Source organism: Halomonas urumqiensis (assembly GCF_003028575.1).
Lineage (GTDB): Bacteria > Pseudomonadota > Gammaproteobacteria > Pseudomonadales > Halomonadaceae > Halomonas > Halomonas urumqiensis.
This window is the reverse complement of sequence record NZ_PYUD01000001.1, coordinates 1,609,765-1,633,743: the sequence shown is the minus strand read 5'-3', so window position 1 is coordinate 1,633,743 and position 23,979 is coordinate 1,609,765. Positions and strand designations below refer to the sequence as shown.

27 protein-coding genes and 1 tRNA gene are annotated in these 23,979 nt (G+C 61.4%); 11 read left to right on the top strand and 17 right to left on the bottom strand.

Translation table 11 applies throughout. The annotated features are described in order from the left end of the window. Window positions 1–8 precede the first annotated feature (8 nt). Window positions 9–788, top strand: coding sequence for an alpha/beta fold hydrolase (locus C6V82_RS07175; RefSeq protein ID WP_102588971.1), 780 nt, complete (start codon window positions 9–11; stop codon window positions 786–788). 25 nt (window positions 789–813) lie between these two features. Here C6V82_RS07175 and C6V82_RS07170 read toward each other — a convergent pair whose 3' ends face one another. Then, window positions 814–2,052 (bottom strand): ABC transporter substrate-binding protein, encoded by a 1,239-nt coding sequence (locus tag C6V82_RS07170; protein ID WP_180978318.1) that lies wholly within the window; start codon window positions 2,050–2,052, stop codon window positions 814–816. Between the two features lie 166 nt (window positions 2,053–2,218). Here C6V82_RS07170 and C6V82_RS07165 point away from each other — a divergent pair, with 166 nt between their 5' ends. Next, complete coding sequence (locus C6V82_RS07165; protein WP_102588973.1) at window positions 2,219–3,925, top strand: potassium/proton antiporter; 1,707 nt, start codon at window positions 2,219–2,221, stop codon at window positions 3,923–3,925. 78 nt (window positions 3,926–4,003) lie between these two features. Here C6V82_RS07165 and C6V82_RS07160 read toward each other — a convergent pair whose 3' ends face one another. From C6V82_RS07160 to C6V82_RS07150, 3 genes are all read right to left on the bottom strand, one after another. Next, entirely contained in the window at window positions 4,004–4,255 is a 252-nt protein-coding gene (locus C6V82_RS07160; RefSeq protein ID WP_102588974.1) for a GlsB/YeaQ/YmgE family stress response membrane protein, read from the bottom strand. Window positions 4,256–4,383: 128 nt separating this feature from the next. Next, the gene (locus tag C6V82_RS07155) at window positions 4,384–4,926 is read right to left on the bottom strand and encodes a YaeQ family protein (RefSeq protein ID WP_102588975.1); all 543 of its coding nucleotides are present in this window, start codon (window positions 4,924–4,926) and stop codon (window positions 4,384–4,386) included. A 126-nt stretch (window positions 4,927–5,052) separates the two neighbouring features. Beyond that, window positions 5,053–5,142 (bottom strand) — tRNA-Ser (locus tag C6V82_RS07150). Window positions 5,143–5,240: 98 nt separating this feature from the next. Here C6V82_RS07150 and C6V82_RS07145 point away from each other — a divergent pair. From C6V82_RS07145 to C6V82_RS07115, 7 genes are all read left to right on the top strand, one after another. Beyond that, window positions 5,241–5,693 (top strand): NUDIX hydrolase, encoded by a 453-nt coding sequence (locus tag C6V82_RS07145; RefSeq protein WP_102588976.1) that lies wholly within the window; start codon window positions 5,241–5,243, stop codon window positions 5,691–5,693. Between the two features lie 96 nt (window positions 5,694–5,789). Continuing rightward, the gene (locus C6V82_RS07140; RefSeq protein ID WP_102588977.1) at window positions 5,790–6,458 is read left to right on the top strand and encodes a Bax inhibitor-1/YccA family protein; all 669 of its coding nucleotides are present in this window, start codon (window positions 5,790–5,792) and stop codon (window positions 6,456–6,458) included. Between the two features lie 67 nt (window positions 6,459–6,525). Next, window positions 6,526–6,918 (top strand): sulfurtransferase complex subunit TusD, encoded by a 393-nt coding sequence (gene tusD, locus C6V82_RS07135; protein WP_102588978.1) that lies wholly within the window; start codon window positions 6,526–6,528, stop codon window positions 6,916–6,918. Window positions 6,919–6,952: 34 nt separating this feature from the next. Further along, window positions 6,953–7,330: a sulfurtransferase complex subunit TusC gene (gene tusC, locus C6V82_RS07130; protein ID WP_102588979.1), complete on the top strand. Its 378-nt coding sequence runs from the start codon at window positions 6,953–6,955 to the stop codon at window positions 7,328–7,330. A gap of 98 nt (window positions 7,331–7,428) precedes the next feature. Continuing rightward, the gene (tusB, locus tag C6V82_RS07125; RefSeq protein ID WP_102588980.1) at window positions 7,429–7,719 is read left to right on the top strand and encodes a sulfurtransferase complex subunit TusB; all 291 of its coding nucleotides are present in this window, start codon (window positions 7,429–7,431) and stop codon (window positions 7,717–7,719) included. After that, the gene (locus C6V82_RS07120; protein WP_102588981.1) at window positions 7,719–8,072 is read left to right on the top strand and encodes a TusE/DsrC/DsvC family sulfur relay protein; all 354 of its coding nucleotides are present in this window, start codon (window positions 7,719–7,721) and stop codon (window positions 8,070–8,072) included. Before tusB ends, C6V82_RS07120 begins: the two co-directional genes overlap by 1 nt. 58 nt (window positions 8,073–8,130) lie before the next feature. Beyond that, window positions 8,131–8,706, top strand: coding sequence for an acyl carrier protein phosphodiesterase (locus C6V82_RS07115; RefSeq protein ID WP_102588982.1), 576 nt, complete (start codon window positions 8,131–8,133; stop codon window positions 8,704–8,706). Between the two features lie 16 nt (window positions 8,707–8,722). Here C6V82_RS07115 and C6V82_RS07110 read toward each other — a convergent pair whose 3' ends face one another. The 11 genes from C6V82_RS07110 to C6V82_RS07060 form a co-directional block, all read right to left on the bottom strand. Next, on the bottom strand, window positions 8,723–9,931 hold the full coding sequence (locus tag C6V82_RS07110) for a molybdopterin molybdotransferase MoeA (RefSeq protein WP_102588983.1): 1,209 nt from the start codon (window positions 9,929–9,931) through the stop codon (window positions 8,723–8,725). Beyond that, on the bottom strand, window positions 9,924–10,457 hold the full coding sequence (gene moaB / locus C6V82_RS07105) for a molybdenum cofactor biosynthesis protein B (RefSeq protein WP_102588984.1): 534 nt from the start codon (window positions 10,455–10,457) through the stop codon (window positions 9,924–9,926). Before moaB ends, C6V82_RS07110 begins: the two co-directional genes overlap by 8 nt. 1 nt (window position 10,458) lies before the next feature. Next, window positions 10,459–10,788 carry a DUF1244 domain-containing protein gene (locus C6V82_RS07100; protein ID WP_102588985.1) on the bottom strand — a complete coding sequence of 110 codons (330 nt, stop codon included), beginning with the start codon at window positions 10,786–10,788 and terminating at the stop codon, window positions 10,459–10,461. A 131-nt stretch (window positions 10,789–10,919) separates the two neighbouring features. Continuing rightward, window positions 10,920–11,981, bottom strand: coding sequence for a formate dehydrogenase subunit gamma (locus C6V82_RS07095; protein ID WP_229842990.1), 1,062 nt, complete (start codon window positions 11,979–11,981; stop codon window positions 10,920–10,922). A gap of 10 nt (window positions 11,982–11,991) precedes the next feature. Next, window positions 11,992–12,606, bottom strand: coding sequence for a formate dehydrogenase FDH3 subunit beta (fdh3B, locus tag C6V82_RS07090; RefSeq protein ID WP_102589034.1), 615 nt, complete (start codon window positions 12,604–12,606; stop codon window positions 11,992–11,994). A 26-nt stretch (window positions 12,607–12,632) separates the two neighbouring features. After that, window positions 12,633–15,488 (bottom strand): formate dehydrogenase subunit alpha, encoded by a 2,856-nt coding sequence (locus C6V82_RS07085; RefSeq protein WP_102588987.1) that lies wholly within the window; start codon window positions 15,486–15,488, stop codon window positions 12,633–12,635. A 26-nt stretch (window positions 15,489–15,514) separates the two neighbouring features. Continuing rightward, window positions 15,515–15,769 (bottom strand): twin-arginine translocation signal domain-containing protein, encoded by a 255-nt coding sequence (locus C6V82_RS07080; RefSeq protein WP_229842992.1) that lies wholly within the window; start codon window positions 15,767–15,769, stop codon window positions 15,515–15,517. A gap of 18 nt (window positions 15,770–15,787) precedes the next feature. Beyond that, a complete protein-coding gene (locus C6V82_RS07075; protein ID WP_102588989.1) occupies window positions 15,788–16,417 on the bottom strand; it encodes a TorD/DmsD family molecular chaperone in 630 nt (209 codons plus the stop codon). Window positions 16,418–16,421: 4 nt separating this feature from the next. Beyond that, a complete protein-coding gene (locus C6V82_RS07070; protein ID WP_102588990.1) occupies window positions 16,422–18,131 on the bottom strand; it encodes a 4Fe-4S binding protein in 1,710 nt (569 codons plus the stop codon). 94 nt (window positions 18,132–18,225) lie between these two features. Next, window positions 18,226–18,849, bottom strand: coding sequence for a DUF3306 domain-containing protein (locus tag C6V82_RS07065; protein ID WP_102588991.1), 624 nt, complete (start codon window positions 18,847–18,849; stop codon window positions 18,226–18,228). Next, on the bottom strand, window positions 18,846–19,277 hold the full coding sequence (locus tag C6V82_RS07060; RefSeq protein ID WP_102589035.1) for a DUF3305 domain-containing protein: 432 nt from the start codon (window positions 19,275–19,277) through the stop codon (window positions 18,846–18,848). Before C6V82_RS07060 ends, C6V82_RS07065 begins: the two co-directional genes overlap by 4 nt. A gap of 153 nt (window positions 19,278–19,430) precedes the next feature. On the opposite strand from C6V82_RS07060, the gene C6V82_RS07055 reads away from it, so the two are divergent. Next, the gene (locus C6V82_RS07055) at window positions 19,431–20,288 is read left to right on the top strand and encodes a formate dehydrogenase accessory sulfurtransferase FdhD (protein WP_102588992.1); all 858 of its coding nucleotides are present in this window, start codon (window positions 19,431–19,433) and stop codon (window positions 20,286–20,288) included. 370 nt (window positions 20,289–20,658) lie between these two features. Beyond that, window positions 20,659–22,083 (top strand): APC family permease, encoded by a 1,425-nt coding sequence (locus C6V82_RS07050; protein WP_102588993.1) that lies wholly within the window; start codon window positions 20,659–20,661, stop codon window positions 22,081–22,083. Window positions 22,084–22,167: 84 nt separating this feature from the next. On the opposite strand, the gene C6V82_RS07045 is transcribed toward C6V82_RS07050, so the two are convergent. Both C6V82_RS07045 and C6V82_RS07040 read right to left on the bottom strand, forming a co-directional pair. Next, on the bottom strand, window positions 22,168–22,803 hold the full coding sequence (locus tag C6V82_RS07045; protein ID WP_102588994.1) for a helix-turn-helix domain-containing protein: 636 nt from the start codon (window positions 22,801–22,803) through the stop codon (window positions 22,168–22,170). A 169-nt stretch (window positions 22,804–22,972) separates the two neighbouring features. After that, window positions 22,973–23,908 (bottom strand): histone deacetylase family protein, encoded by a 936-nt coding sequence (locus C6V82_RS07040; protein WP_102588995.1) that lies wholly within the window; start codon window positions 23,906–23,908, stop codon window positions 22,973–22,975. Between the last annotated feature and the right edge of the window lie 71 nt (window positions 23,909–23,979).

Sequence of the window (23,979 nt, the reverse complement as noted above, 5' to 3'; positions counted from 1 at the left end):
GGAGTGCCATGAGCATTGAATTGCACCATGTCGATACCGGAGGCGATGGCGTGCCACTGGTCGTCATTCACGGGCTTTTCGGTAGTGCCGATAACTGGCGCTCCCACGTCAAGTCATGGCAGCAGCGGTATCGCGTGATCGCCGTGGACCTTCGCAATCATGGCAGTTCTCCCCATGTCGAGGGCATGGGGTATGCGGATATGGCCGAGGATGTCATCCGCCTGCTCGACAGCCTCGATATCCCCCGCGCTCACCTGCTTGGGCACTCCATGGGTGGCAAGGTCGTCATCAGTCTGGCCAATCTGGCACCGGAGCGTGTCGCATCGCTTATCGTTGCTGACATCGCGCCAGTGGCCTACGGGCATGGCCACGATGCGGTGTTTGCTGCGCTGCATAGGGTCAAGGAGGGGCGGCCCGCCAATCGCCGCGAGGCCGATGCATTGCTCGCCGAGCATGTCGACGAAAAACCGACTCGGCTTTTTCTGGCCACCAATCTGGTGCGAGGCGAGCAAGGTAACCTCGAATTACGCGTTGGGCTGGACGAAATTCAGGCGGATTACGATTCGATCATGGGGCTGCCAGCGGGCGATGGGCCATTCCAGGGACCGACGCTGGTGTTGCGTGGCGAGCATTCCCATTACGTGTCCGATGAACGGATGCCGGACGTTCGACAGGCGCTGCCCGAGGCCGAACTGGTGACACTTCAGGCGGGTCACTGGCTGCATGCCGAACAGCCCGAGGCCTTCCGCCAGGCGGTGGACGATTTCCTGGCTCGCCAGGCGGTATAGCCGCGCGAATGACCGTGACGTGTCTTCATGGCATTCGCGGGTCGATGGCTAGCCGTTCCACGGGTGTGAGCGTGGTGATACGCCCCGCGTCAAGGAGGTAGGCCTCGAACTCGGCATAACGCCCATGGTCCACGGCGGCGGGTCTTGTGCTCAAGCGCAGCAAGGTGGGCATCCAGGTCGCTCGATTGGTTGGTGTATCAAGTGCCGGCTCGACTTCGACAAGACGTTCCCAGGCGGCATCCGGATGCTCGATTATCCAGGCGGTCAGTTCCTCGAGGGTATCGACCAGGCGCCTTATCGCCTCATGGTTGCTTTTGAGCCGGTCGCGATTGGTGACCAGGATCAGCCCCTCATGGCTGGGAACGCCAAAATCCTCGGCCTTGAGCAACTGAGTGGCAACGCCCTGATCGTTGACCTGGCGAGGTAGTTGCAATCGCATGCCGCCGATTACCCCATCCACCTTGTCCTCGACCAGGGCGCTTGCGAGACCGAAGTGGACATCTCGCAGGGTGATGTCCTCGAGTGATATTCCATGGGGCTCTAGCATTTCGGCGAGCAGGATATCGCGGCTGTCTTCATCAGCGTAACCAATACGTTTGCCTGCCATCTGCGCAATGGATAGCAGGCCATTCTCGTTGCTCAACAGCAGTCCCGAAAGCGGTGTGCCCACCAGGGTAGCCACCCGAACCAACGGCTGCCCGCGATCGACAAGAAGGTGCAGCAGTGGCTGACGGGTCAAGGCAAGGTCGACGCGTCCGGCGGATAGCAGCGTGAGGGGCACATTGGGGTCGGCGGGTGTGGTCAGCGTCAGTTCCAGACCGTACCTTTCCAGTGCCTCGCTGCCGCGAGCCAGCAGCAGCGCGGCATGTTGCGGGCCTGGATACCAGTCGAGCATGACCTCGAGCCGTGTCGCTGGCGGTGGTGGCAGGGGGGCGGGTGGCGTGACGCTAACCGACGGTACGTCGGGCGCGGGTTCGGAGGCGTCCACAGCACCAGATGGATCCTCTTGTTCGCTAGGCCTTGTTGAGGTAAGCGGGTCTTCCACGGTCTGAGACAGTTCGAACACTTCGAGTAACTGTGAGTCCATAAAGGGCACCATCACCTCGGTGCCGAGAGGCGCATATTGCTTGGTCGGCTCGACCATTGGCGGCGCCTCGAGTGGCTCGTTGTCGGCCCACGCAAGCGAGGGCGCAAGCAACGCGACAAACGCCAGCCAATAAATCACGGCTCCCTGGTAGGGCAGGCGACTGGCAACAATGGACATGGGGCACTCCGGCGGCAAGCTCATCTATCGCCGATGCGGACAATCCGGCGACCAGGCAGTTTACCTGCCTTGACTCGAAGCTGGCCAGTCGGCGTCTTGACAAGGCGCCGTCGCGGGAACGGGAGCGCCATGCGATAATCCACGTCTGGCCCGCCGAGAGGATGACATGGACGCGATCAATACACTCTTCCTGCTGAGCGGCTTCCTGATTGCACTGAGTGTGCTGGCCAGCAGGCTGTCGACGCTGGTTGGCGTGCCTTTGCTGCTGATCTTCCTGGGGCTGGGAATGCTGGCCGGTGAAGAGGGCTTGCTGGGGATCCAGTTCGATGATTATTCACTGGCCTTTCTCATCGGGCACCTGGCGTTGGCCATGATTCTGCTTGATGGCGGGCTGCGCACGCGCTTGAAGACCTTCCGCGTCGGCTTCAAGCCGGCCCTGACGCTTGCCACTCTTGGTGTGTTCATCACCAGCGGGCTGGTTGGTTTGATCGCCATGTGGATCTTCGACCTGTCGCTTGTACAGGGGCTGCTGGTGGGGGCAATCGTTGGCTCCACGGATGCGGCGGCGGTGTTCTCGATGCTCAGCGGACGTGGCGTCAACCTCAACGAGCGGGTGGGCGCGACGCTTGAGATCGAGTCCGGCACCAACGATCCGATGGCCATCTTCTTGACCCTGGTACTGGTCGAGATGCTGGTCGGCGAGCTGGGAGGTGTCTTTGAAACCGGGCTGTTCTTGATCATGCAGTTCGGGCTTGGCCTGGTGATTGGCCTGGGTGGGGGGTGGTTGAGTGCACGCTTGTTGCGTTGGGTCGATCTGGCCCCGGGCCTCTATTCGCTGCTTGCTCTGGCGTTGGGGTTCTTTGTGTTTGGTCTGACCAGCGCACTCGGCGGTAGTGGTTTTCTTGCTATCTACCTGGCAGGGCTGATGATCGGCAACCAGCCTGGGCGCCATCTCAATTTCATTCTTCCGGTCCACGATGGCCTGGCGTGGTTGAGTCAGATTGGTCTGTTCCTGGTGCTGGGACTACTGGTGACACCCAGCGAAATGATAGATTTCGCCTTGCCCGCACTGCTGGTGGCCCTGGCGCTTATCTTCGTTGCACGCCCCTTGGCCGTGTTGATTTCCATCAAGCCGTTCTTCAAGTTCCGTTGGCGTGAAACCGGCTTCATTGCCTGGGTGGGCTTGCGCGGTGCGGTACCCATCGTGTTGGCGATTTTCCCGGTGATAGGTGGCGTCGAGAACGCCTCGCTCTATTTCAACGTCGCCTTCGCCGTAGTGTTGATGTCGTTATTGATCCAGGGCGGGACGCTGCCGTGGATGGCGCGCTGGATGCGGGTGGAGGTACCGGCAAGCGTGACCCCCAACCGCCGCGGGCCGCTCGGCATCCTGCCGGAGAACGATTACGAGATGTTCGTCTATGTGGTCGAGAACGACGAACTGGAAGATGTTGCCATTCGCTTGTTGCGGTTTCCCTCCGGCGCACTCATCTCCGCGCTGTTTCGCGACCATGCGATGTTGCATCCCAAGGGCAGTACCAGGCTGCAACTGGGTGACGTGATCTGTGTGATTGGCCGTACCGATGACCTGCCGGCGCTCAACAAGCTGTTCAATGGCGACGCCAGGCTCAAGCAGGAGAGGGCCTTCTTCGGCACCTTTACCTTCGATGGAGAGGCCCAGATGCAGGACATCGCCGATGTCTATGGCCTGACGCTGAGCCCCGGCGAGCGCGAAATGACCCTCGCGGACTTCGTGTCGCTGCGCGTCGGGGGCCATCCCGTGGTGGGTGACGACGTGGATTGGCACGGCATACACTGGGTGGTCAGCGAGATGGAGGGCAACCGGGTCACCAAGGTGGGCTTGAGGCTATACTGATCGAGCTTGGGATGAAGCATCAAAAAGCCGGCAGTCCGCCGGCTCTTTGTTCACCTGGTATAGCACTATTGCGTGGCGTCAATTGCGCACGAATCGATTATAGATGAACAGCACTACCAGCGCGCCAACGACAGCCACCACCATACTGCCGATGTTGAAACCATCAACACCGCCCATGCCGAAGAAGGTGCTGATCCATCCGCCTACCACAGCGCCGATGATCCCAAGCACGGTGGTGATGATGAAGCCACCGCCATCCTTGCCCGGCATGATGAGCTTGGCCAGAATACCGGCGATGAGGCCAAAGACGATCCACGAAATGATACCCATTCGAGACTCCTGGTGAGGGTGAGGTTGCCTGGCCGGTGTGGCCGGGCGTTTCCGCTGGACGGTTGTGCCGTCCAAGTCGCCGCATAGTAACAGCGCCTCGTGTTGTATCCTTAGGCTGTCACAATATTTCAAACTGCCTTGAGTACCTCCAGGCTGACATCCACCGAACGGTGATCATCGGCAAGCCACAATGTCCCATCCATGAGAGTGGCGTTGAGTGTCATGTTGCGCGCCGAGAGCTTAGCCAGCGCTTGTACGGAAGCGACCGGGACATTCACTACACTTAGGTTATCGATACGGTTCAGCTTGTCTCCCCACTGTTGCCACCATATCGCCGCACCATGCCCACTGTAGGTGTAGATGATCACATGGCGAGCCTTGCCGCAGGCTCGCCGGATGGCCTTTTCATCGGGCTGGCCAAGCTGGATCCACAGTTCGATGTCGCCGGTAAGATCCTTGTGCCAGAGGTCTGGTTCATCGTCGCTGCTTACCCCGCGGCCAAAGGTCAGGGCGTCATCGGCATGGTATGCGAAGGCCAGTATCCTGAGCATCATCCGCTCATCGGTTTCCGATGGATGGCGTGCCACGGTCAAGGAGTGCTCCGCGTAGTAGTGGCGATCCATGTCGGCGACCTGGAGCTGGACCTTGTGAACGGTTGCCTTTTGCGCCATGGGAATGCCACCTGGAGAGGAGAAGACGTGAGAGTCGTGAGACGTGGCCGACAGAATCGGGACCGGCAGAAAAGCCCTGGCTAGAAACGAAAAAAGCGCCTTTAGGCGCTTGATTCTGAATTCAAGTGGCGGAGGGACAGGGATTCGAACCCTGGAAAGGCTTTCACCTTTGCCGGTTTTCAAGACCGGTGCATTCAACCGCTCTGCCATCCCTCCGGCTTACGGGTCGGCATATTACCAGCTTTCCTCGCCGGGTCAAGAGTAGCAGGGGATCAATGTGCAGGGGATCAATGTGTTAGCAGTCAGTAGTGAACATGCCTGAAGATGTCGATGCGTCGATGATTCACCCGATGCCCGCGGTGGCGGCGGCGCTGGTTCACCAGGGCAAGGTGCTGATGGTGCGCCGTGCCAGGCCACCCAATGCCGGTCGACTGGCGTTCCCGGGTGGCAAGGTCGAGCCAGGCGAAACCGTTGCCGAGGCGGTAGAGCGTGAACTGACTGAGGAAACCGGAATCCGCGGCAGGGCAGGTGAGGTATTCGAGGTGCTGGACATGATCGAGCGTGATGAACGTGGTCGGTTGCTGTCTCACTTCGTGCTGGTGATACTTGAGCTGCACTGGCGCTCGGGGCGTGGCGTGGCTGCAAGCGATGCGCAGGAAGTGCTGTGGCTCGATCACGCCGCTCTCATGGCGGCGGGCGATGAAGTATGCGAGGGTGCCAAGCGTATCGCAATATCCCGGCTTTGGGCCCACACTAGGGAGGAATGAGCGTTGAGAGTCGACTCGACAATGTCTTGCGTCGGGAACTTCGAGTCGGCATGCTAGGTCCAGACGTACATAATTCACACAGGGAGCTTTCGATCAATGGCTTACCAAGACACTCAGTTGACCCGTCAGCAAGAACAGGCGGTGAGCACCAATAAGGTGCTGCGCAACACCTACGGTCTGTTGGCCATGACATTGCTGTTTTCCGCCGTGACCGCGGGTGGCGCCATGGCGATGGGCATCGAGAGGATGAATATCCTGGTATTCTTCATCGGTGCCTACGGCCTGATGTTTCTGGTGCACAAGACCGCCAACTCGGCGATGGGGCTTTTAGCCACCTTCGCCTTCACTGGTTTCATGGGGTTCACCCTGGGGCCGATTCTCAGCGCCTACCTGGCACTTCCCAACGGGGCCGCGCTGATCATGAACGCGCTGGCAATGACCGGCCTGACCTTCGTCGGCCTGTCAGCGGTGGCGTTGATCTCCAAGAAGGATTTCAGCTTCCTCGGCAACTTCCTCATGGCCGGGGCCATCGTGCTGATTCTGGCCATGGTGGCCGGGCTGGTCTTCCAGATTCCCGCACTGATGCTGGTGGTATCCGCAGGCTTCGTGCTGTTCGCTTCGGCGGCGATTCTCTACCAGACCAGCGAGATCGTGCACCGGGCCGGTGAGACCAACTACATCCTCGCCACCATTACCCTTTACGTCTCTATCTATAACCTCTTCATCAGCCTGCTGTCGCTGCTGGGTATCATGAGTAGCGACTGACACTCGCCGTTGGCAGTAGCTGGCCCCGCCTCGGCGGGGCCAACTTGTTTTGGGAGGTTGCACCATCATGCGTTATGCCATTCTGTTGCTGGGTGGGCCTTATAGTGCCCAGGCTGCGCACTCCGCCTTGCGCTTTGCCAGGGCAGTGCTTGCCAGGGGGCATCGGCTGGAGGGGGTGTTCTTCTATCATGATGGGGTGCAAAATGCGGCGCGACTGATGGCGCCACCCCAGGATGAACCCCATCTGGTGGATGGATGGGTGGGGCTCAACGCCGAGCAGGGCGTTCCGCTGATGGTATGCATTGCCGCCGCACTGAGGCGCGGCCTGATGGATGAGCGCGAAGCCACACGTCATGGCAAGCAGGGCCACAGTGTCGAGGCGCCCTTCGAGTTGACCGGACTTGGCCAGCTTGTCGACCTTGGTCTGGGCTGTGATCGCTTGGTCACCTTTGGCCCCTGAGATCCAGGTGATACGGCTGCATGGAGATGACTCGATGACCGATGTACCCCCTTACCATGGCGACCTGCTGGTCATCCTGCGCCATGGCCCGCATGGATCCAGCTTGCTTCGTGAAGGGCTTGATGCGGCCCTTGTCGCCGCCGCATTCGGTCGAGACGTGTCCCTGTTGTTCATGGGTGAAGGGATATCTGCACTGGTCAGGGATCAGCAAGTGGGCCCACTCGGCCAGAAGGGCACCGCAGCGACGCTTCAGATGCTCGAGATGTATGATATCGACAGACTGCTGGTGGATGGCGAGGGCCTGGCAGGTCTGGGTCTTGCCCCGAGGGACCTGATGTTGCCGGTCGAGGTACTCGATTCCTCGGCAATGGCCGTGCAACCGAAGGTTCACCGGCTGGTGTTGACCTTCTGAACCACTGACTGTCTTGAACCCGGCGCACGTTCGCTTTCCACTCGTTACATGCCTGGCGCCATGTCTCCATGAATGGCCTGGCGCCTGGAGGATATTCCATGTTGCTGCATATCCTGAACCGCTCGCCGCTGTCGAGCCTGGTCTATCGCCAGGCCATAGCCACCATGGGTACCGAGGATCGGTTGCTCTTGATCGAGGATGGCGTTCAAGGAGCATTACCGACCCTCGTACGTCACTTCGAGGCTCTGGAAGGGCGCCTGTTTGCCTTGCGCGAGGATCTGGTTGCCCGAGGGCTTGCGGGGAAATGCGATGCCAGCGTGCAGGTGGTGGATGTCGATGGTTTCGTCGAGCTTACCGAGGAAGCCGAACGCACGGTGAGCTGGTACTGATGGCGAGCACGACGATTGATCACTATCTGCGGGTCGGGGGAAATGAGGTGGCGCTTGATCCTGAGGGCTATCTCGTCGAGCTTTCCGACTGGTCGCCTGCTGTAGCCGAATGCCTGGCCGAACAGGAGGGGATCGCCTTGACGCCCGAACATTGGGAGGTGATCGGGGTACTCAGGGCGTTCTATGCCCGCTACGAGCAGGCCCCGGCGATGCGCCCACTGGTCAAGGCAGTGGGCAGGGAACTTGGCCCGGAGAAAGGGCGCTCGATTCACTTGATGCGCCTGTTTCCCGGCAGCCCAGCCAAGGTATCGGCGCGGCTCGCCGGGCTGCCCAAGCCAGCCAACTGCCTGTGATGGACAACGACCCTCCATGACCGATGACTCATGACCGACTACTCATGACTGACTATCCATGAATTTCCTGGCCCATGCCTGGCTCGCCCGAGGGGGCAGCGACGAGTTCCTGTATGGAAACCTGATCGCCGATGGCGTCAAGGGCAGCGACCTCTCCGCATGGCCAGAGGAGGTGGCGCTGGGGATACGTCACCACCGTCGCGTTGATGCCTTCGTCGACGGTCATCCGGTCATCATCGACCTGCGCCAGCGCGCGCCTCGCCTGAAGCGACGTTATACACCCATCGCCCTGGATCTGGTCTGGGATCACTTTCTGGCCCGAGAGCTTGATCTTGGCCGCCAGCACTCACCTCTCGTCGCGCGTTGTTACACTCTGCTCGATTCACGCCCGGCGCCTAATCGGTTGGCGGCGATGATGCCGGTGCTCGTCGAGCAGGACTGGCTGCACCGCTATGCCGATTTCGCGTTTACCTGCCGGGCCATCCAGGGGATCGGTCGAAGGCTCACCGGGCCCAATCACCTGGCGGGTCTGGTGCCCTGGCTTGAAGCCGAGTATCCGCGACTCGAGGACGGATTTCGCCACCTGTGGCCTGAGGTCAACGAGGCACTGGAAGTGCCCCAACGCTTGCCATGATTCGCTGAGTCCCCTATCAGTCGCAGTGCAACCACAGGCACGTGATGGCATCGCCCACTTCGATGCGTGAATCGACGGGGATTACCGCCAGCGCATCGGCGTCGATACACGATGACAGCACTCCGGAATTCTGATCATGAAACGCGTGGGCGAAGATGCCTTCTGGGCTGAATTCCAGAGCGACACGCATGTAGTGCTGGCGTGGGCCGGTGCGTGTGGCGAAACCGGCTCGCGCGGTGAGCATTGGCAAGGTTGCAAGGGCCGGACAACCTAGCAGCGCGCCCATCAATGGCCGCAGGAACAGCCAGGCGCCGACGAAGCTCGATACCGGATTGCCGGGAAGCCCAACGAAGCGGGCCTGCCCCCCATTTGCCGATGGCAAGCGGCCCAGGGCCAGGGGCTTGCCCGGGCGGATCGCCAGCCGCCACATGTCGAGCTCGCCAAGCGCCTCCAGCGCTGCCTTGACATGGTCTTCCTCGCCTACGCTGACGCCCCCGGTGGACACCACCAGGTCGGCCTCCTGCGCGGCGCGTGCCAAGGTCGCGCGAGTTCCCTCAGCGGAATCGGGTACGCGTTCGATCATCACCAGTTCGGCTCCGAAGCGTTCGAGCAGTCGGCGCAGCATGGGGCGGTTGGAGTTGTAGATCTGACCGGGAGCCAGCGACTCACCCGGGTCGACGATCTCGTCACCGGTGGAGAGCAGGGCGACTCGCGGACGGCGGCGTAGGCGAACCTCCGTGATGCCCTGGCCCGCCAGGTGGCCAAGGGCGGCCGCCTCGAGACGCTGGCCTGCCGGCAATAATCCGTCTCCCGCCAGGACATCACGGCCGCGGCGCCTGATGTTATCGCCTTCGGGGATATCAGCAGGCATCAGTGCCTGGTCGCCTCGCTGGGTGACGCGCTCCTGCATCACCACGCAATCGGCGCCCGCTGGCACTTCGCCACCGGTGAAGATACGTGCGCAGCTGCCGGGCGACAGCGGGCTTGCGGGATTGCCTGCGGCGATGCGCTGGCTGACCGGCAACCATTGGCCGGCATCGGTATGGCGCAGGGCATAGCCATCCATCGCGCTGTTGTCGAAAGGCGGCACATCGAGGCGGGCGTGAACCGGTTCGGCCAACACCCGTCCAGCGGCTGAGGCGCAGGCCAGAGTGTGCGCAGGTAGTGCCTGTACACCGTCGAGCAGTGCGGTGAGTGCAACCTCGACGGGTTGCAGATCATCCATGCTGGCCTCTCTCGGGAATCACCAGATTCGCGAAATTACACGGCTTGTGCCGGCTGTCGAGTTGCTCGGCCAGGATGCCATTCCACCCAGTACGGCAAGCACCCGTCGAACCTGGCAGGCAAAACACCACGGTGGCATTGGCCAGTCCGCCCAGACAGCGACTCTGCACGGTCGAGCTGCCCACCTCCTGATGGCTGAGCTGACGAAACAGCTCGCCAAAACCTTCGATGCGCTTGTCGAGAAGCACCGAGACGGCCTCGGGCGTAGAATCTCGGCCAGTGAAGCCAGTGCCACCGGTGGTCAGGACCACCTGAATCTCGGGGTCGGCGATCCATGCCGCCACCACGGCGCGAATGCGGTACACATCGTCCGGCACGATCCGCTTGTCGGCGAGTCGATGCCCAGCCCCCGTCAGCATTTCTGCCAGGCTCTGGCCGCTGCGGTCGGTGGCTTCGGTGCGGGTATCCGAGACAGTCAGCACGGCCACCTTGAGGGGGATCATCTCATCGATCTTCGTATCAGCCATCTCAGTTGTTTCCCTCTTGCGCGGCCTTCTTGCGCGCCTGGTGCGCCTCCAGGGCCGCCATCTGTTCGGGGGTCGCTTCTTGCTGGTAGTGTTGCTTCCATTCGGAGTAGGGCATGCCGTAGACATACTCCCGGGCGGCATCGTAATCGAGCTCGGCGCCACGTTCCTCGGCGGCGCTTACCAACCACTTGGAGAGACAGTTGCGGCAGAAATCGGCAAGGATCATCAGGTCGATGTTCTGCACGTCCTTGCGATTGTCGAGGTGCTTGAGCAGTCGACGAAAGGCGGCGGCTTCGAGTTCGGTACGGGTTGTGTCGTCGAGATGCTGCATGACGTATCTCCGGGGGGTTGGATCGGAATGGGTTAGCGTGGGTTTGGCTTGCCACTAGAATACTTGTCACCAGAATAACAAAAGACACCGCCCGTGAGCGGTGTCATGAAGGTGTGGCAGAAGCGCGTGGCTCAGGCTTCTCCGGGTCGACCGGACGCCGGGTCGCCACTCGAGGAAGTGTCGCGCTCGATCTGTTGCTCGTCGACCGCCTGATCCTTGACCTCGTCGTACCACAGGTTGTGGTGCTCCTTGGCCCAGCTCTCGTCGACGTATCCTGTGGTCATGCCTTCCAGTGACCCTTCGGTGCCCAGCGTGCCGATATAGATATGGCCCACGGCAACAGCGGTAAGCCCCAGGGCACCGATTGCGTGGATGACATTGGCCCACATCATGGTGTCACGGGCCTGACCGTAGTTCGGGAAGTCGAGCACGAAACCGCTGATCACCACGACAAGGCCCACGCTCGCCAGCAGCCAGTACCAGACCTTCTCGCCGGCATTGGCGAAACCGGCATCTGGATGGCCCTTGCCCACCAGGCCACCTCCCTTCTTGAACCACTCGAGGTCGTGACGCTTGGGAAGGTTATGCTTCAGGAAACGCGCCAGGATGATGATCAGCAGGATCCCGAACAGAGGCCCCAGGTAGTTGTGCGCCACCTTGGAGGCCGAGATCATCGCGCCCCACACCGCATCCCCGAACAGCGAGCGGAATATCAGCTTGCCGTAGAGAATGTTGAGCCCTGAAATGGCCAGAATGATGAACAGACTGGCCACGGTCCAGTGCAGCGACCGATCCACCAGCGACCAGCGCAACAGCTTGCGTCCTGTCGGTCGTTCGTCGAGGGTCTTGCGCCCGAAGATCAGGTAGAAGATCACGATCATCGCCAGCATGCCGCCGATGGCGATCAGCCCGAAGGGCGTGACCCAATGATTGCGGATTTCACGCCAGGTCTGTCCCGCGGCGTTCACCAGGTTGTAGCGCGAGTCATTGCGGCTGTCGCGGAAGTTGGGGCCGGTTTCGCCGCTGCGCACCTGGCGCCAGGTATCCGGCGAGACGCCACCCACTGCGGTGGCGGCCTCGCGGTCCGGATCGGCCTGGGCGAGTGCGGGCTGTGTCAGCCCGAGCCCCGCCAGCAGCAGCAGGGCCAGCAGCATCATTCGCCACAGCGATGCCCCCGAGTTGGTCATGGACATGCTGGCCTCCTTACCCCTGTTGGGTGGCGTCGTAGGCGAGGTTGTCGGCATCCGCGAGCGGGTTGCCAGACCAGGCACCATCGGCATGGCCGCGCCTCACCACCCGCTCGCGGAAGATGTCGGCAACGGTCTGCGCGTCCCCCGCCAGCAGTGCCTTGGTGGAGCACATTTCGGCACACAGTGGCAGCTTGCCCTCGGCGATTCGGTTGGCACCGTACTTCTCGTATTCTTCCTCCTTCGATTCGGCGGGACCGCCGGCACAGAAGGTGCACTTGTCCATCTTGCCGCGTTCGCCGAAGGCATTCTGCTTGGGGAACTGAGGTGCGCCGAACGGGCAGGCGTAGAGGCAATAGCCGCAGCCGATGCACAGGTCCTTGTCGTGCAGCACGATTCCGTCGTCGGTCTTGTAGAAGCAGTCGGTGGGGCAGACCGCCATGCAAGGCGCATCATCGCAATGCATGCAGGCCACCGAGATCGACACTTCGCCGGGTTCGCCATCATCGAGGGTGACGACACGCCGCCGCTGCACCCCCCATTCGACTTCATTGGCGTTCTTGCAGGCGGTGACGCAGCCGTTGCACTCGATGCAGCGTTCCGCGTCGCACATGAATTTCATTTGAGCCATGGGAATCTCCTGGAGCACGGGCGCAATCAGCTGGCCTTCTCGATACGACACAGGGTGCATTTGGTTTCCTGCATCTGCGTCACGGTGTCGTAGCCATAGGTGGTCGCGGTGTTGGCCGCTTCGCCAAGCACGTAGGGGGCCGTTCCTTCGGGGTAGCGGTCATGCAGGCTCTCGCCCTGGAACATGCCGCCGAAGTGGAAGGGCATGAACACCACCTCGCGGGAGACCCGTGGGGTCACCAGCGCCTGGACGTGAACCCGACCGCCTTCCGCGCCTTCGACCCACACCATGTCACCATCGGCGACGCCGAGGTCATGGGCCAGAGCCGGATTGATCTCGACGAACATCTGCTGCTGAAGTTCGGCAAGCCATGACATGGAGCGCGTCTCCTCGCCGCCGCCTTCGTACTCGACCAGGCGGCCCGAGGTCAGGATGATCGGATAGCGCTCCGAGGTGTCCTCGTCCTGGATCGTCTTGTAGAGCGTGGGCAGCCGGTAGTGCGATGCCACGTCGTCCCAGGTCGGGTAGTCCTCGACAAGGTCACGTCGGCTGGTGTAGAGCGGCTCGCGATGCTTGGGGATCGGGTCGGGAAAGGTCCAGACGTTGCAGCGTGCCTTGGCATTGCCGAAGGGCGCGCACTCATGCTGGATGGCCACGCGCTGGATGCCGCCCGAGAGGTCGGTCTTCCAGTTCTTGCCTTCCGCCTCGGCGCGCTCCTCCTCGGTGAGATCCTCCCACCACCCCAGATCCTTGAGCATGCTATCGGTGAATTCGGGATAGCCGTCGTTGAGCTCGGAGCCTGCGCTGAACACGCCATCGGCGAGAATGTTCTCGCCGTTGCGTTCGATGCCGAAACGCGCACGGAAGGTCAGCCCCCCCTCGGACACTGGCTTGCTGGTGTCGTAAAGGATCGGGGTGCCGGGGTGGCCCATCTCGGCGGTCCCCCAGCATGGCCAGGGCAGGCCATAGTAGTCGCCATCGGATGGGCCGCCCTCGGCCTGCAGGGTGCGAAAGCTGAAGGTGTGCCAGTTCTGCTGATGCTCCTTGAGGCGTTCGGGGCTCTGGCCCGTGTAACCCACGGTCCACATGCCGCGGTTGAATTCGCGGGTGATGTCCTCGATGAGCGGTTCGGTACCGTTGACCTCGATGTGCTTGAACAGCTCCTCGGCGAAGCCCAGCTTGCGTGAGAGCAGGTACATGATTTCGTGGTCGGGTTTGGCCTCGAACAGCGGATCGATGACCTTGTCGCGCCACTGGATCGAACGGTTGGTGGCCGTGACGCTGCCGGTCGTCTCGAACTGGGTGGCCGCCGGCAACAGGTAGACCCCGTCGGTGCGACCGTGCATGACGCCGGCCACCGTCGGGTAGGGGTCGACGATCACCATCATCTCGAGCTGCTGCATGGCCTTTTGCATTTCCGGGCCGCGGGTCTGTGAGTTCACCGCATGGCCCCAGTAGAACATGGCCTTGAGCTGGGTTCGCTGGGAGATCGCGTCCTCCTGCTCCAGCACGCCATCGACCCAGCGGGACACCGTGATGCCGCTACTGTACATCGGTTGGCCGTCGGCATATTCGGTCTGGTCGAAGCGGCTCTTGAGCCAGTCGAGATCGAGATCCCAGACCCGCGCCCAGTGCGCCCATGCCCCCTCGGCCAGGCCATAGTAGCCTGGCAGCGAGTGCGACATCAGGCCGAGGTCGGTGGCGCCCTGAACGTTGTCGTGACCACGGAAGATGTTGGCGCCACCCCCCGACTTGCCGATATTGCCAAGCGCAAGCTCGAGGATGCAGTAGGCACGGGTGTTGTTGTTGCCGGTGGTGTGCTGGGTGCCACCCATGCACCAGACGATGCAGCCAGGCCGGTTTTCGGCCAGCCGACGTGCGGTATCGAGCATCTGCGCTTCAGGTACGCCAGTGATACGCTCGACCTCCGCCGGTGAGAAATTGGCGACTTCCGCGCGCACCTCATCCATGGCATAGACGCGCTGGTCGATGTACTGGCTATCTTCCCAACCGTTCTCGAAGATGTGCCACAGAAGGCCCCAGATGAAGGCGACATCCGAACCGGGGCGGATGCGCACATAACTATCCGCCTTGGCGGCGGTACGCGTGAAGCGCGGGTCGACAACGATGATCTGTGCCTGGCTGCGCTCCTTGGCAAGCAGGATATGCTGCATGGCCACCGGGTGCGCTTCGGTGGGGTTGGAGCCGATGAACATGATCGCCTTGCTGTTCTGCATGTCATTGAGCGAATTGGTCATCGCGCCGTAACCCCAGGTATTGGCTACCCCGGCCACGGTGGTGGAGTGACAGATGCGCGCCTGATGATCGGTATTATTGGTGCCGGCAAGCGCGGCAAACTTGCGCATCAGGTAGGCCTGTTCATTGTTGAACTTGGCCGAACCGAGCCAGTAGATGCTGTCCGGGCCGTGCTGCTCGGTCAGCGACAGCACCTTGTCACCGATCTCTTCGATGGCATCATCCCAGCTCATTCGCTGCCATTCGCCACCAACGAGCTTCATCGGATATTTGAGTCGACGGCTCGAGTGACCGTGCTGGCGAAGCGATGCCCCCTTGGCGCAGTGCGCACCGCGGCTGATCGGATGGTCGAAGGCCGGCTCCTGCTTGGTCCAGATGCCTTCCTGGACTTCGGCATAGGTACCGCAGCCCACCGAACAGTGGGAACAGATGGTGCGTTTCACCTCGACGGGCGAGTCGAGTACCGGTGTCTTGTCGGCGGCCTCGGTGCGGCGCATCATGGGCGCGCCCATGAAACCGGCCGCCGCCAGGCCACCGCTGGCGGCCCCGCTGCGCTTGAGGAACTGGCGGCGGGAAATGCCCAGACCGGGTGCCTTGGCTGCCTCGCTCTTTCTTGTTAGACGCATGGCAAAGTTCTCCTGGCTTCTAGCCGTCAGTCACGCAAGGTGGCATAGAACGAACGGATGTGGTCGGTTTCGTGGTAACTGCGCGAGGTATCGGCGACCGGCTTCGACTCGTTCTCGGCGTGCACGAAAGTGACGTGGCCGATTGCCGCCGCGGTGCCCGCAGCCGCCGTGCCCACACCAAGTGTCTTGAGAAAGTGACGGCGCTGGGGGTTGCGTGCCTGTTCCATCGGGGACTCCTCGATCACGGTGTTGCCATGGGGTGGCGTTATTGTCGTGGTCATGATCTTCATCCTGCTGTGTCAGGGCTCCACGAGCCTGACCGGTTCATGCGCCGCCTGATTGGCTGAGAGCGCCTCTTCCTTGTCGATGAAGGCCCGGCCTAGTCGACCAAGCCGCGAATAGAAGGGGGTATCGACACTCGCCAGGTCATCCAGGAAGCGCGTCGCCCAGGGGGCGATATGCGTCATGAAGAACCGGGCGTCATCCGCTGAGCGAGCCTCGATGAGCAGCGCCATCACCTCGCAGAGAGCCGCCAGGTGGTCTTCCGGATCACGGGTGGCATCGCTGCGCTCGATCCCGAGCGCCGTGAGGTCTCGGCGCAGGTTCACCAGCGCCATGTCCATCAGCTCGCCGTTGAGATACCAGGAAGCATAAGGCACCACCTCGCCCTGGATGACCCCGACAAGGTGGCGGAAGTGAGCGCGTTTGAGTGTCTCGACATCAGTGTCATTTGCGGCCCCTGCCAGCGCCTGCCAGTGGGGAGCCAGGGAGCTCGAGGGATCGTCTATCTCGAGCGAGGCAAGCCAGTCGAGCAGATCCCGGTCAGGTGCCGCTCGCAGCAGACCCGCCAGCAATCGATAGATATCGACCCTCAAGGCACGGGTGTCGTCGAGTTCGCACGCATACAGATGTGTGGCGGTATCGTTCATCGGTTCACACCTTCAGTTGCGCTTCAGGGTCTCGGGCCATTTCACGCCACACATCCTTGACCCGGCAGTCCTCGCACATTTCCAGGCGCGACATCGCCTCACCACTGAAGTAGGGGTGGTCGGCAAGCTTGGTCTTGATCGAGGCAATGGTGCTTTGCGTGGCGAAAGGCTTGCCGCAGCGGATGCAGTCGAAGGCCGCCTCCGCATGACGAACCTCCCTGTGGTGTCTTGAGGGGGCAGCCAGAAATCCGGGGTGCAGGGTGATGGCGTCTTCCGGGCATGCCTCGGCGCACAGGCCGCACTGCACACAATCCGCCTCAAGAAAGCTCAACTGGGGGCTGTCCTCTCCCGCCTTGAGGGCAGGCGTGGGGCAGTTGCCGACACACGCCATGCACAGGGTGCAGCGTTGAGTGTCCACCGCGATATCGCCATGGGCGGCACTGGCGGGCAGGGCATGGCGCTGGCCATCCTGTCGTCCCTGTTCGGCAAGGTGATCGAGCACCTGGTTCAGGCGTTGGCGTTTACTGGTGCCTTCAAGCGAACCTCCAATCGAGGCGAGCGGCAACTGCGTCGGCAGCGCATCACGCGCATCAGTATCGCCGACCTCGAGCCACTGCACCCGGCGTGTGTCGTGACCTAGCGCGGCGAGCAGGGCATGAGCCTGGGACAGTTCGGCGTCGATGAAAGCCTGCAGTATCTCGGGCATGTCGTGGTGGCGCTGTATCCGTACTTCGGCCGCCCCTCCCGCCAGTGCCGTCAGCCACTGGTCGTGACCCGCGGAACCCAATTCCTCCAACGGTATGTCGATGACATGGCCAGCCGGGGCACTGTCACCGTCGAGATATTCCGAGGTGGCGAAGCGAATCACCGGCAGTGTGCCAGCGGCCTGACGATAGGCATCGAGCCAGGCAAGCAGGGTATCCTGCTGGCGTTGTGTCTCTGGCAGGCGGAACGAGATCGCCCCTGTCGGACAGGCGCTCGAGCAACTGCCTACACCATGGCAGCGGTAGGGGTCGATCTCGATTCGGGATTGGACCCTGCCCTGGTGACTCTGGATCGCATCGGCGGGGCATACCGCGAGGCAACGAGTGCACCCGGTGTTACCACTGGAGGAGTGGGCGCACAACTCATGATTGATCTGGAAATAGCGTGGCTTGTCGAACTCACCTACCAAGCCCGCAAAGTCCTCGAGCCGGGTGGCGAGGTCGGGGGCGCTTGCCAATACGGCCAGGTATCCGGGGGGTGGCAATTCCAGGGCGAGCGAGGGCGTGTTGCCAAGGTCGAGTATCTGGTCGAAGTGATCACGGTTGGCAAGTGCTCGAGCCAGGTTGACGCTGCCACCGGGCTGGTCGAGTTGGACCCTGAAAGCGCCGAGATAGCCGGCAATGCTCAGCCGCGAGACCGACTCATGATCCAGTGCATGGCAGGCAAGATGCTGTGTCTCGGCCAACACGGCGTCTGCTACCACGGCGTCTTCGGCGTCGACTGGTTTGGTGAACAGCAGCGTCTGAGAGGGCAGGCCGAGCTTCAGAAGCTGTTGGGCTGCATGGCGTACATCGACTTCATTGCCAATCAACAACGCATGACCCTGGCTTGTGTATTCCACATGCGAGGGGGTCAGGTTGAGCGGCCAGGATACCTGGCGGCGCATGGACTCGCGTGCCTGACGATTGACGGACTCATCCACCGACATCGTATCGATTGGTTGATTCATGCCACCTCACGGTCGAGTTTTACTTTGTTATTATGTGGTTATAATCAAGTATTCAGTGTATGGATATATCGCGATTTCACCGTTCACCCTTGGTCTAACGCTTCCCCAGAGGGCCTGGCTCTTCCAGACCGGTTTCCTCCATGGCGGTTTCTTCGCGGTTGGCTTGTTCGGTGCAAGCATCGTCATTCATGGCCTCACGGTTCCGAGCCATCCGCTCTTCTTCAGAAACCGTCTTTTCAGAAGCCGACTCCACCGGAGTATCGGCGTCGTCGCTTGCTCCTTCACTTTCTTGCTCGCTAGCAACTTCGGGGTCATCCAGCGTCTTCGTCCACTGCCTGAGGCGTTGGGCGAGTTCGCCGGCCAACGGCTTGAGCGTCTGGCGATAATCGTCGTCGTAGTCGTCCAGGCCATCACGGATGCCGTAATGCCCTGCAGAGAACATGCGCCGCAGGGCACGGCGCCGCAGGGCGTCGCTGACACCCGGCGCCATGAAGGCTTTGAAGTCGCTTCCCGCAGGCAACGTCTCAGGCGCCGGAAGCGTCTCGTCCAGACTGCCGGGCGGGGGAGGGTCGGTGAGTTCCTCATGCACCGACAAATCCGCCTCGTGCATATGCTCTGCCTGCACGACGTTGTCGTCCAATACGTCGGGTTGGTGAGCGTGGGAAGGCGTGTCACGCTCCTCGAGCTTGCGCTTCGACCAGCGGCTTACACGGCTCATGAGGAAATCTCCCTGGCGCGACCCGCCCCCTTGCGCTTCTTCTTGCGGCCCTCGTCCGGGGCTTCACCATGGCGTGCCAGGTAGGCTTCGAGCCAGACCTGAATGGCCAGTGGCATTTCGACCTCGAGAACCTGCTGCTCACCATCCAGCCATGACGCCGCCACGTCCTGGCTTGCCGAGATGGCGGAAGGCATTGGTGGCTGGCCGCTCTCGCCGCAACGCACGAACAGCTGAGGCATTCCGGCACTGAGATTGAAGCGGTAGGCCGCTCGTTCGGTCAGGTAGAGTTGCAGGTCAAGTGTGATAGGCCCTGCATCGCCGGGCATCAAATGGATGATTCGCCACTGGGTGGACGTGAAGCCCTTGGCGTGTCGTGTTTCGCTCTCGACATCGAAGCTGAGCGTATGAAGACTGTTGGTGTGCGACATGGGTGCACTGCTCGCCTTGGTGGGCATTCCGATAACGACGATCTTAGTCACGACGATCTCAGTCACGACAAACTTAGTAACGACGATCTCAGTAAAGACAGTTGCTGGAGGGAATGCCATGATCAGCAATCAACGCTTTTCCAGGAGCCGTGGATGTCGGATGTCCAATTGAGCCATGCCCGCCTGCCTGCGACCTTGACCATCGAGGTGCTCGATGAATTCGGTGACATTCACCCGCAGGCCATCGCCGCGGAACGGGCACTCACTGTCTACCTCAACAAGCGTGAGATCGTGACCTTGATGACCCTCGGTGCAGACCCCGAGGCGCTGGTCGTGGGCTATCTGCGCAACCAGGGATTGCTTGGCAGCAGGCGAGACCTTGTCGCCGTTCACGTCGACTGGGACGTGGAAGCCGCCGCGGTGGTCACCCGGCGCTTGCCGGAAGATCTCGAGGAGCGGCTGGGGCAGCGCACTGTCACCACCGGCTGTGGCCAGGGCACAGTGTTCGGGCGCCTGCTGGATTCGATTCCCAAGCAGACACTGCCCGACACCCCGCTGCAGCAGTCGGTGCTTTACTCACTGCTCGAGAATCTCGGTGCCCACAACGAGACATACAAGAGTGCCGGTGCCGTGCATGGTTGTGCGCTGTGTCATCAGGCGGAGGTGCTGGATTTCGTCGAGGACGTCGGGCGGCATAATGCCGTGGATACCTTGGCGGGGCGCCAGTGGCTGGGTCTTGCCGGCGACGAAGAGCGCCTTGCCGACATCTTCTACACCACAGGGCGGCTGACTTCCGAGATGGTGCTGAAGGTGGCGCAGATGGGGATCAGTGTGTTGGTGTCGCGCTCAGGGGTGACCCAGAAGGGTGTGGAACTCGCCGAGCGCTTTGGCGTGATGCTGATCGCGCGGGCAAAGGGACGTCATTTCCAGGCGATTCGCTCAGGCCAACGGTTGATACTCGATGCAGTGCCGGCCAAGCGCCCTGGCGACCGACTGCGCGCTCGAACCTAGAGCGCGAAGGCAAGTGACAACGCTGGGACACTTGTTTGATTTTATAGACACGTTCATGACGCTTCGTCTTAAGGTCGCAAGACGCCTTACAGGGTAACGTAGCGATGATTTGATCGGGGCCGAGCGTCTTTCGACATCCGAATACCTGCCGCAGACAGTGAGGTGACCATGCAGCTGATTGCCTCTTGCCAATGGGTTTAATGTCAATTATGTTGATCATTAGTGACTCGATTCACGTCACTTGACCGCGTATTTTCGTTACAAGCTCTCGAAACAACCATTCTCAATAATCATTCGCAACAACCTCTTGAAATAACCACTCGCAACAACCTCTCGTCACAACCAATAACCAAACGAGGCATTGAACGCCATGTCCAAGGATGATTCGTCAACACCACAGCTGAGCCGCGTGCTGGCCCGCAAGGACGTTCTTGCGCTGGCCTTTGGGGCAATGATCGGCTGGGGGTGGATCGTACTCACCGGCAGCTGGATAGAGTCGGCGGGTAGTCTCGGAGCCATCACCGCGTTCGTCGTGGGAGGCATCGCCATTGTGCTGGTCGGGTTGACCTACGCCGAGTTGGCGTCAGCAATGCCACAGGTGGGCGGAGAGCATGTCTACAGCTACCGGGCGCTTGGGCATTTTGCGTCCTTCTTGTGCACCTGGGCGATCGCACTGGGCTATGTCAGCGTGGTGGCCTTCGAAGCCGTGGCGCTGCCTACCGTGGTCGAGCATTTGTTCCCGAACTATTCGGTCGGGCATCTCTGGACCATCGCCGGCTGGGAGGTCAAGGCCACCTGGGTCGCGGTCGGTGTCGCCGGCTCGCTGGTGATGATGTGGATCAACCACATTGGCGTGCGAACCGCAGCCCTGGTGCAGAAGGTCGTCACCGTGTTGATCCTGGTGGTCGGGGTGATGTTCATCACCGGTTCACTGTTCGAGGGTGAGCGCGCCACGATGGAGCCGCTGTTCAATACCTCGGAAGGCGTGCTGGGCGGCATCATGATGGTGCTGATCATGGTGCCCTTCATGTTCGTGGGGTTCGATGTCATTCCCCAGGCCGCCGAAGAGATCAATCTGCCGTTTCGCGAAATCGGCAGGGTACTGATGTTCTCGGTGATCATGGCGGTATTCTGGTATGCGCTGATCATCCTTGGCACCTCACTGATGCTGAATCCGGAGGCACTGGCGGCAAGCTCGCTTTCGGTACCCGATGCCATGCAGGCGGTGTTTGGGGCGCCCTGGGCGGGTAACCTGATGGTGCTTGCCGGAATCGCCGGGATCATCACCAGCTGGAATGCCTTCTATGTCGGCGGTTCACGGGCGATCTATGCGTTGGCCCATTCAGGGATGCTGCCGGCATTCCTGGGCAAGCTGCACCCGCGCTACCGTACCCCGACCAATGCCATCCTGCTGATGGGGATTCTCTCCTGCATCGCACCATTCTTCGGTCGCCCGGCGCTGGTATGGCTGGTGGTCGCGGGCGGGCTCGGGATCGTGATCGCCTACCTCTTCGTTGCCATGTCGTTTCTGGTGCTGCGCTCGCGTGAACCGGACATGCCGCGTCCGTTCAAGGTGCGCCAAGGCAAGCTGGTCGGGGTAGTGGCGGTGGTGCTGTCGCTGGCGCTGATCGGCATGTATATGCCAGGCAGCCCGGCGGCACTGGCGCCGGTGGAGTGGTTGATGTTCGCGGGATGGATGCTGATCGGCCTGGTCTTCTATGGCTGGTCACGCGCTCACTACGGCGTCGCCTACAGTGATCGACAAATGAATCGCGAATTGGCCGGAGGGGATTGACCCACAAGGCCCCGACTGTTGAGCTGAACCTCAATGGTCGGGGCCTTGTCGATCGCGGGGCAGCTTGGTATCAACTGCTTGTTATCAACCAGGGACGCTGTCGGCACGCGTGCAGACCGACAACACCACGGCGTCTTCGGCACTGAGCGATACCAGGGCATGCCCCATGTCGCTGTCGAAGTAGATACTGTCGCCGGCGGCGAGCTGCAAGGGTTCGTAGAACTCGGTGTACAGCAGTATGTCTCCATCCAGCACCATCAGGAATTCCTCGCCATCGTGGCGCACCCACTCACTGAATTCGTCGAAGCCACGGGCCCTGACGATGGTCTTGAAGGGAATCATGCGCTTCTGGGCGAGTTCGCAGCTGAGCAGCTCATGCTCGTAGGTGGGCGTGGGGTGCTGCTGGCCATGTCCACGTCGGGTCAGGTCGCGCCGCCCCATGGTGCGGGTCTGCTGCCGGGGCGGGGAGAGCAGTTGGGGAAGGTCGATGCCTAGCCCACCGATCAGTTTCTGTACGGCCGTGAACGTAGGCGAGATCAGATCATTCTCGATCTTGGACAGCGTGGATCGGGCAAGGCCGGTGCGCTGGCTGACGTCCTCCAGCGTCCACTGGTTGGCCAGGCGAATTTCCTTGAGCCGCTCGCCGAGGCGCAAGGGCTCGACGAATGGCTTGCGGCCCGAGGCGATGCGCAGGGCGGCATCCTGATCATTACCGGTCATTGACGGATTCACTATCGGAAACAGAGTTTCCTCAAGCCTACCACAAAGCGTGTCACTCGCAGCACGAGGACGACGCTGTCAGGCCTCACAGCGTCATCCACACAGTGTGTTCATTGGTGCTGTTCAGAGAGTGGCGCGGACATGCTAAGTTTCCGGGAGTGGGGAAACCTCAATGGGCGAAGGGCTGGCCAAGTAGTGCCTTGACATGGGCTTCGACGCTTCTACCCAGAGACTCCAGGTGATAGCCCCCCTCGAGTACCGAGACCAGCCGGTTATCGGCATACAGCGCGGCGATCTCCATGGCCAGTCGCGTGACCCAGTGGTAGTCCTCGTCTTCCAGACAAAGATCAGCCATCACATCCTCACGGTGGGCATCGAAGCCCGCCGATAGCATCACCAGGTCGGGCTTGAAGGCGTGAAGGGCGGGCAGCCAGTCGTCTTCGATGGCGCGGCGGAAAGCAGCGCCGTCGGTACCTTCCGCGAGCGGCGTGTTGACCACGTTTTGCCATTCACTGCGCAGATAGCGCCATGGATAGAAAGGATACTGAAAACTGGTGCAGATCAGGATATCGGGGTCGCCCTTGAAGATGTCGATGGTCCCATTGCACTGGTGTACATCGAAATCCAGGATAGCCACCCGCCTGGCGCCATACTTGTGCCTGGCATGCGCTGCACCCACGGCCACATTGTTGTAGAAACAGAAGCCCATGGCGTCGGTGGCTTCGGCATGATGGCCTGGCGGGCGAACCGCGCAGAACACATTGTCGGCCTGTCCCCGATACACCTGGTCGACGCCGCGGATCACCGCGCCTGCCGCCACGCTTGCGGCACACAGCGTGTCGGGGTTCATCAGGGTGTCACTGTCGAGGGTGACGATGCCGTGCTCTGGCAGGCACTTGTCCAATGCGTCGAGGTGTTGCCGGGGGTGAACCCGAGCGAGCTCTTCGCTGGTGGCCGCGCGTGATTCCGACTGCATGGTTTGCTGCAGAACGCCGGCCAGGGAAAGGCGTGCGCGGATTGCTTCCAGCCTGAGTGGGCTTTCCGGGTGCTCGGGGCCCATGTGATGGAGCTGGCAATCGGGGTGGGTGATGTAACCGGTGATCATCGGTGTCTCCAGGCTGTCTGGCTTCATCCTACGGGTCGACGTGCCTTGCAAGACACTGCCAATAGGTCGTA

Bases quoted from the DNA above. Each gene is read 5' to 3' on its own strand.
- C6V82_RS07075 (WP_102588989.1), bottom strand. From the start codon at position 16,417: ATGAACGATACCGCCACACATCTGTATGCGTGCGAACTCGACGACACC.
- C6V82_RS07160 (WP_102588974.1), bottom strand. From the start codon at position 4,255: ATGGGTATCATTTCGTGGATCGTCTTTGGCCTCATCGCCGGTATTCTG.
- C6V82_RS07060 (WP_102589035.1), bottom strand. From the start codon at position 19,277: ATGTCGCACACCAACAGTCTTCATACGCTCAGCTTCGATGTCGAGAGC.
- fdh3B (WP_102589034.1), bottom strand. From the start codon at position 12,606: ATGGCTCAAATGAAATTCATGTGCGACGCGGAACGCTGCATCGAGTGC.
- C6V82_RS07065 (WP_102588991.1), bottom strand. From the start codon at position 18,849: ATGAGCCGTGTAAGCCGCTGGTCGAAGCGCAAGCTCGAGGAGCGTGAC.
- C6V82_RS07120 (WP_102588981.1), top strand. From the start codon at position 7,719: ATGGCGAGCACGACGATTGATCACTATCTGCGGGTCGGGGGAAATGAG.
- C6V82_RS07140 (WP_102588977.1), top strand. From the start codon at position 5,790: ATGGCTTACCAAGACACTCAGTTGACCCGTCAGCAAGAACAGGCGGTG.
- C6V82_RS07100 (WP_102588985.1), bottom strand. From the start codon at position 10,788: ATGCAGCATCTCGACGACACAACCCGTACCGAACTCGAAGCCGCCGCC.
- C6V82_RS07145 (WP_102588976.1), top strand. From the start codon at position 5,241: ATGCCTGAAGATGTCGATGCGTCGATGATTCACCCGATGCCCGCGGTG.
- C6V82_RS07095 (WP_229842990.1), bottom strand. From the start codon at position 11,981: ATGTCCATGACCAACTCGGGGGCATCGCTGTGGCGAATGATGCTGCTG.
- C6V82_RS07055 (WP_102588992.1), top strand. From the start codon at position 19,431: ATGTCGGATGTCCAATTGAGCCATGCCCGCCTGCCTGCGACCTTGACC.
- C6V82_RS07050 (WP_102588993.1), top strand. From the start codon at position 20,659: ATGTCCAAGGATGATTCGTCAACACCACAGCTGAGCCGCGTGCTGGCC.
- tusB (WP_102588980.1), top strand. From the start codon at position 7,429: ATGTTGCTGCATATCCTGAACCGCTCGCCGCTGTCGAGCCTGGTCTAT.
- moaB (WP_102588984.1), bottom strand. From the start codon at position 10,457: ATGGCTGATACGAAGATCGATGAGATGATCCCCCTCAAGGTGGCCGTG.
- C6V82_RS07085 (WP_102588987.1), bottom strand. From the start codon at position 15,488: ATGCGTCTAACAAGAAAGAGCGAGGCAGCCAAGGCACCCGGTCTGGGC.
- tusC (WP_102588979.1), top strand. From the start codon at position 6,953: ATGACCGATGTACCCCCTTACCATGGCGACCTGCTGGTCATCCTGCGC.
- C6V82_RS07115 (WP_102588982.1), top strand. From the start codon at position 8,131: ATGAATTTCCTGGCCCATGCCTGGCTCGCCCGAGGGGGCAGCGACGAG.
- C6V82_RS07165 (WP_102588973.1), top strand. From the start codon at position 2,219: ATGGACGCGATCAATACACTCTTCCTGCTGAGCGGCTTCCTGATTGCA.
- C6V82_RS07170 (WP_180978318.1), bottom strand. From the start codon at position 2,052: ATGTCCATTGTTGCCAGTCGCCTGCCCTACCAGGGAGCCGTGATTTAT.
- C6V82_RS07175 (WP_102588971.1), top strand. From the start codon at position 9: ATGAGCATTGAATTGCACCATGTCGATACCGGAGGCGATGGCGTGCCA.
- C6V82_RS07080 (WP_229842992.1), bottom strand. From the start codon at position 15,769: ATGACCACGACAATAACGCCACCCCATGGCAACACCGTGATCGAGGAG.
- C6V82_RS07045 (WP_102588994.1), bottom strand. From the start codon at position 22,803: ATGACCGGTAATGATCAGGATGCCGCCCTGCGCATCGCCTCGGGCCGC.
- C6V82_RS07155 (WP_102588975.1), bottom strand. From the start codon at position 4,926: ATGGCGCAAAAGGCAACCGTTCACAAGGTCCAGCTCCAGGTCGCCGAC.
- C6V82_RS07070 (WP_102588990.1), bottom strand. From the start codon at position 18,131: ATGAATCAACCAATCGATACGATGTCGGTGGATGAGTCCGTCAATCGT.
- C6V82_RS07110 (WP_102588983.1), bottom strand. From the start codon at position 9,931: ATGGATGATCTGCAACCCGTCGAGGTTGCACTCACCGCACTGCTCGAC.
- tusD (WP_102588978.1), top strand. From the start codon at position 6,526: ATGCGTTATGCCATTCTGTTGCTGGGTGGGCCTTATAGTGCCCAGGCT.
- C6V82_RS07040 (WP_102588995.1), bottom strand. From the start codon at position 23,908: ATGATCACCGGTTACATCACCCACCCCGATTGCCAGCTCCATCACATG.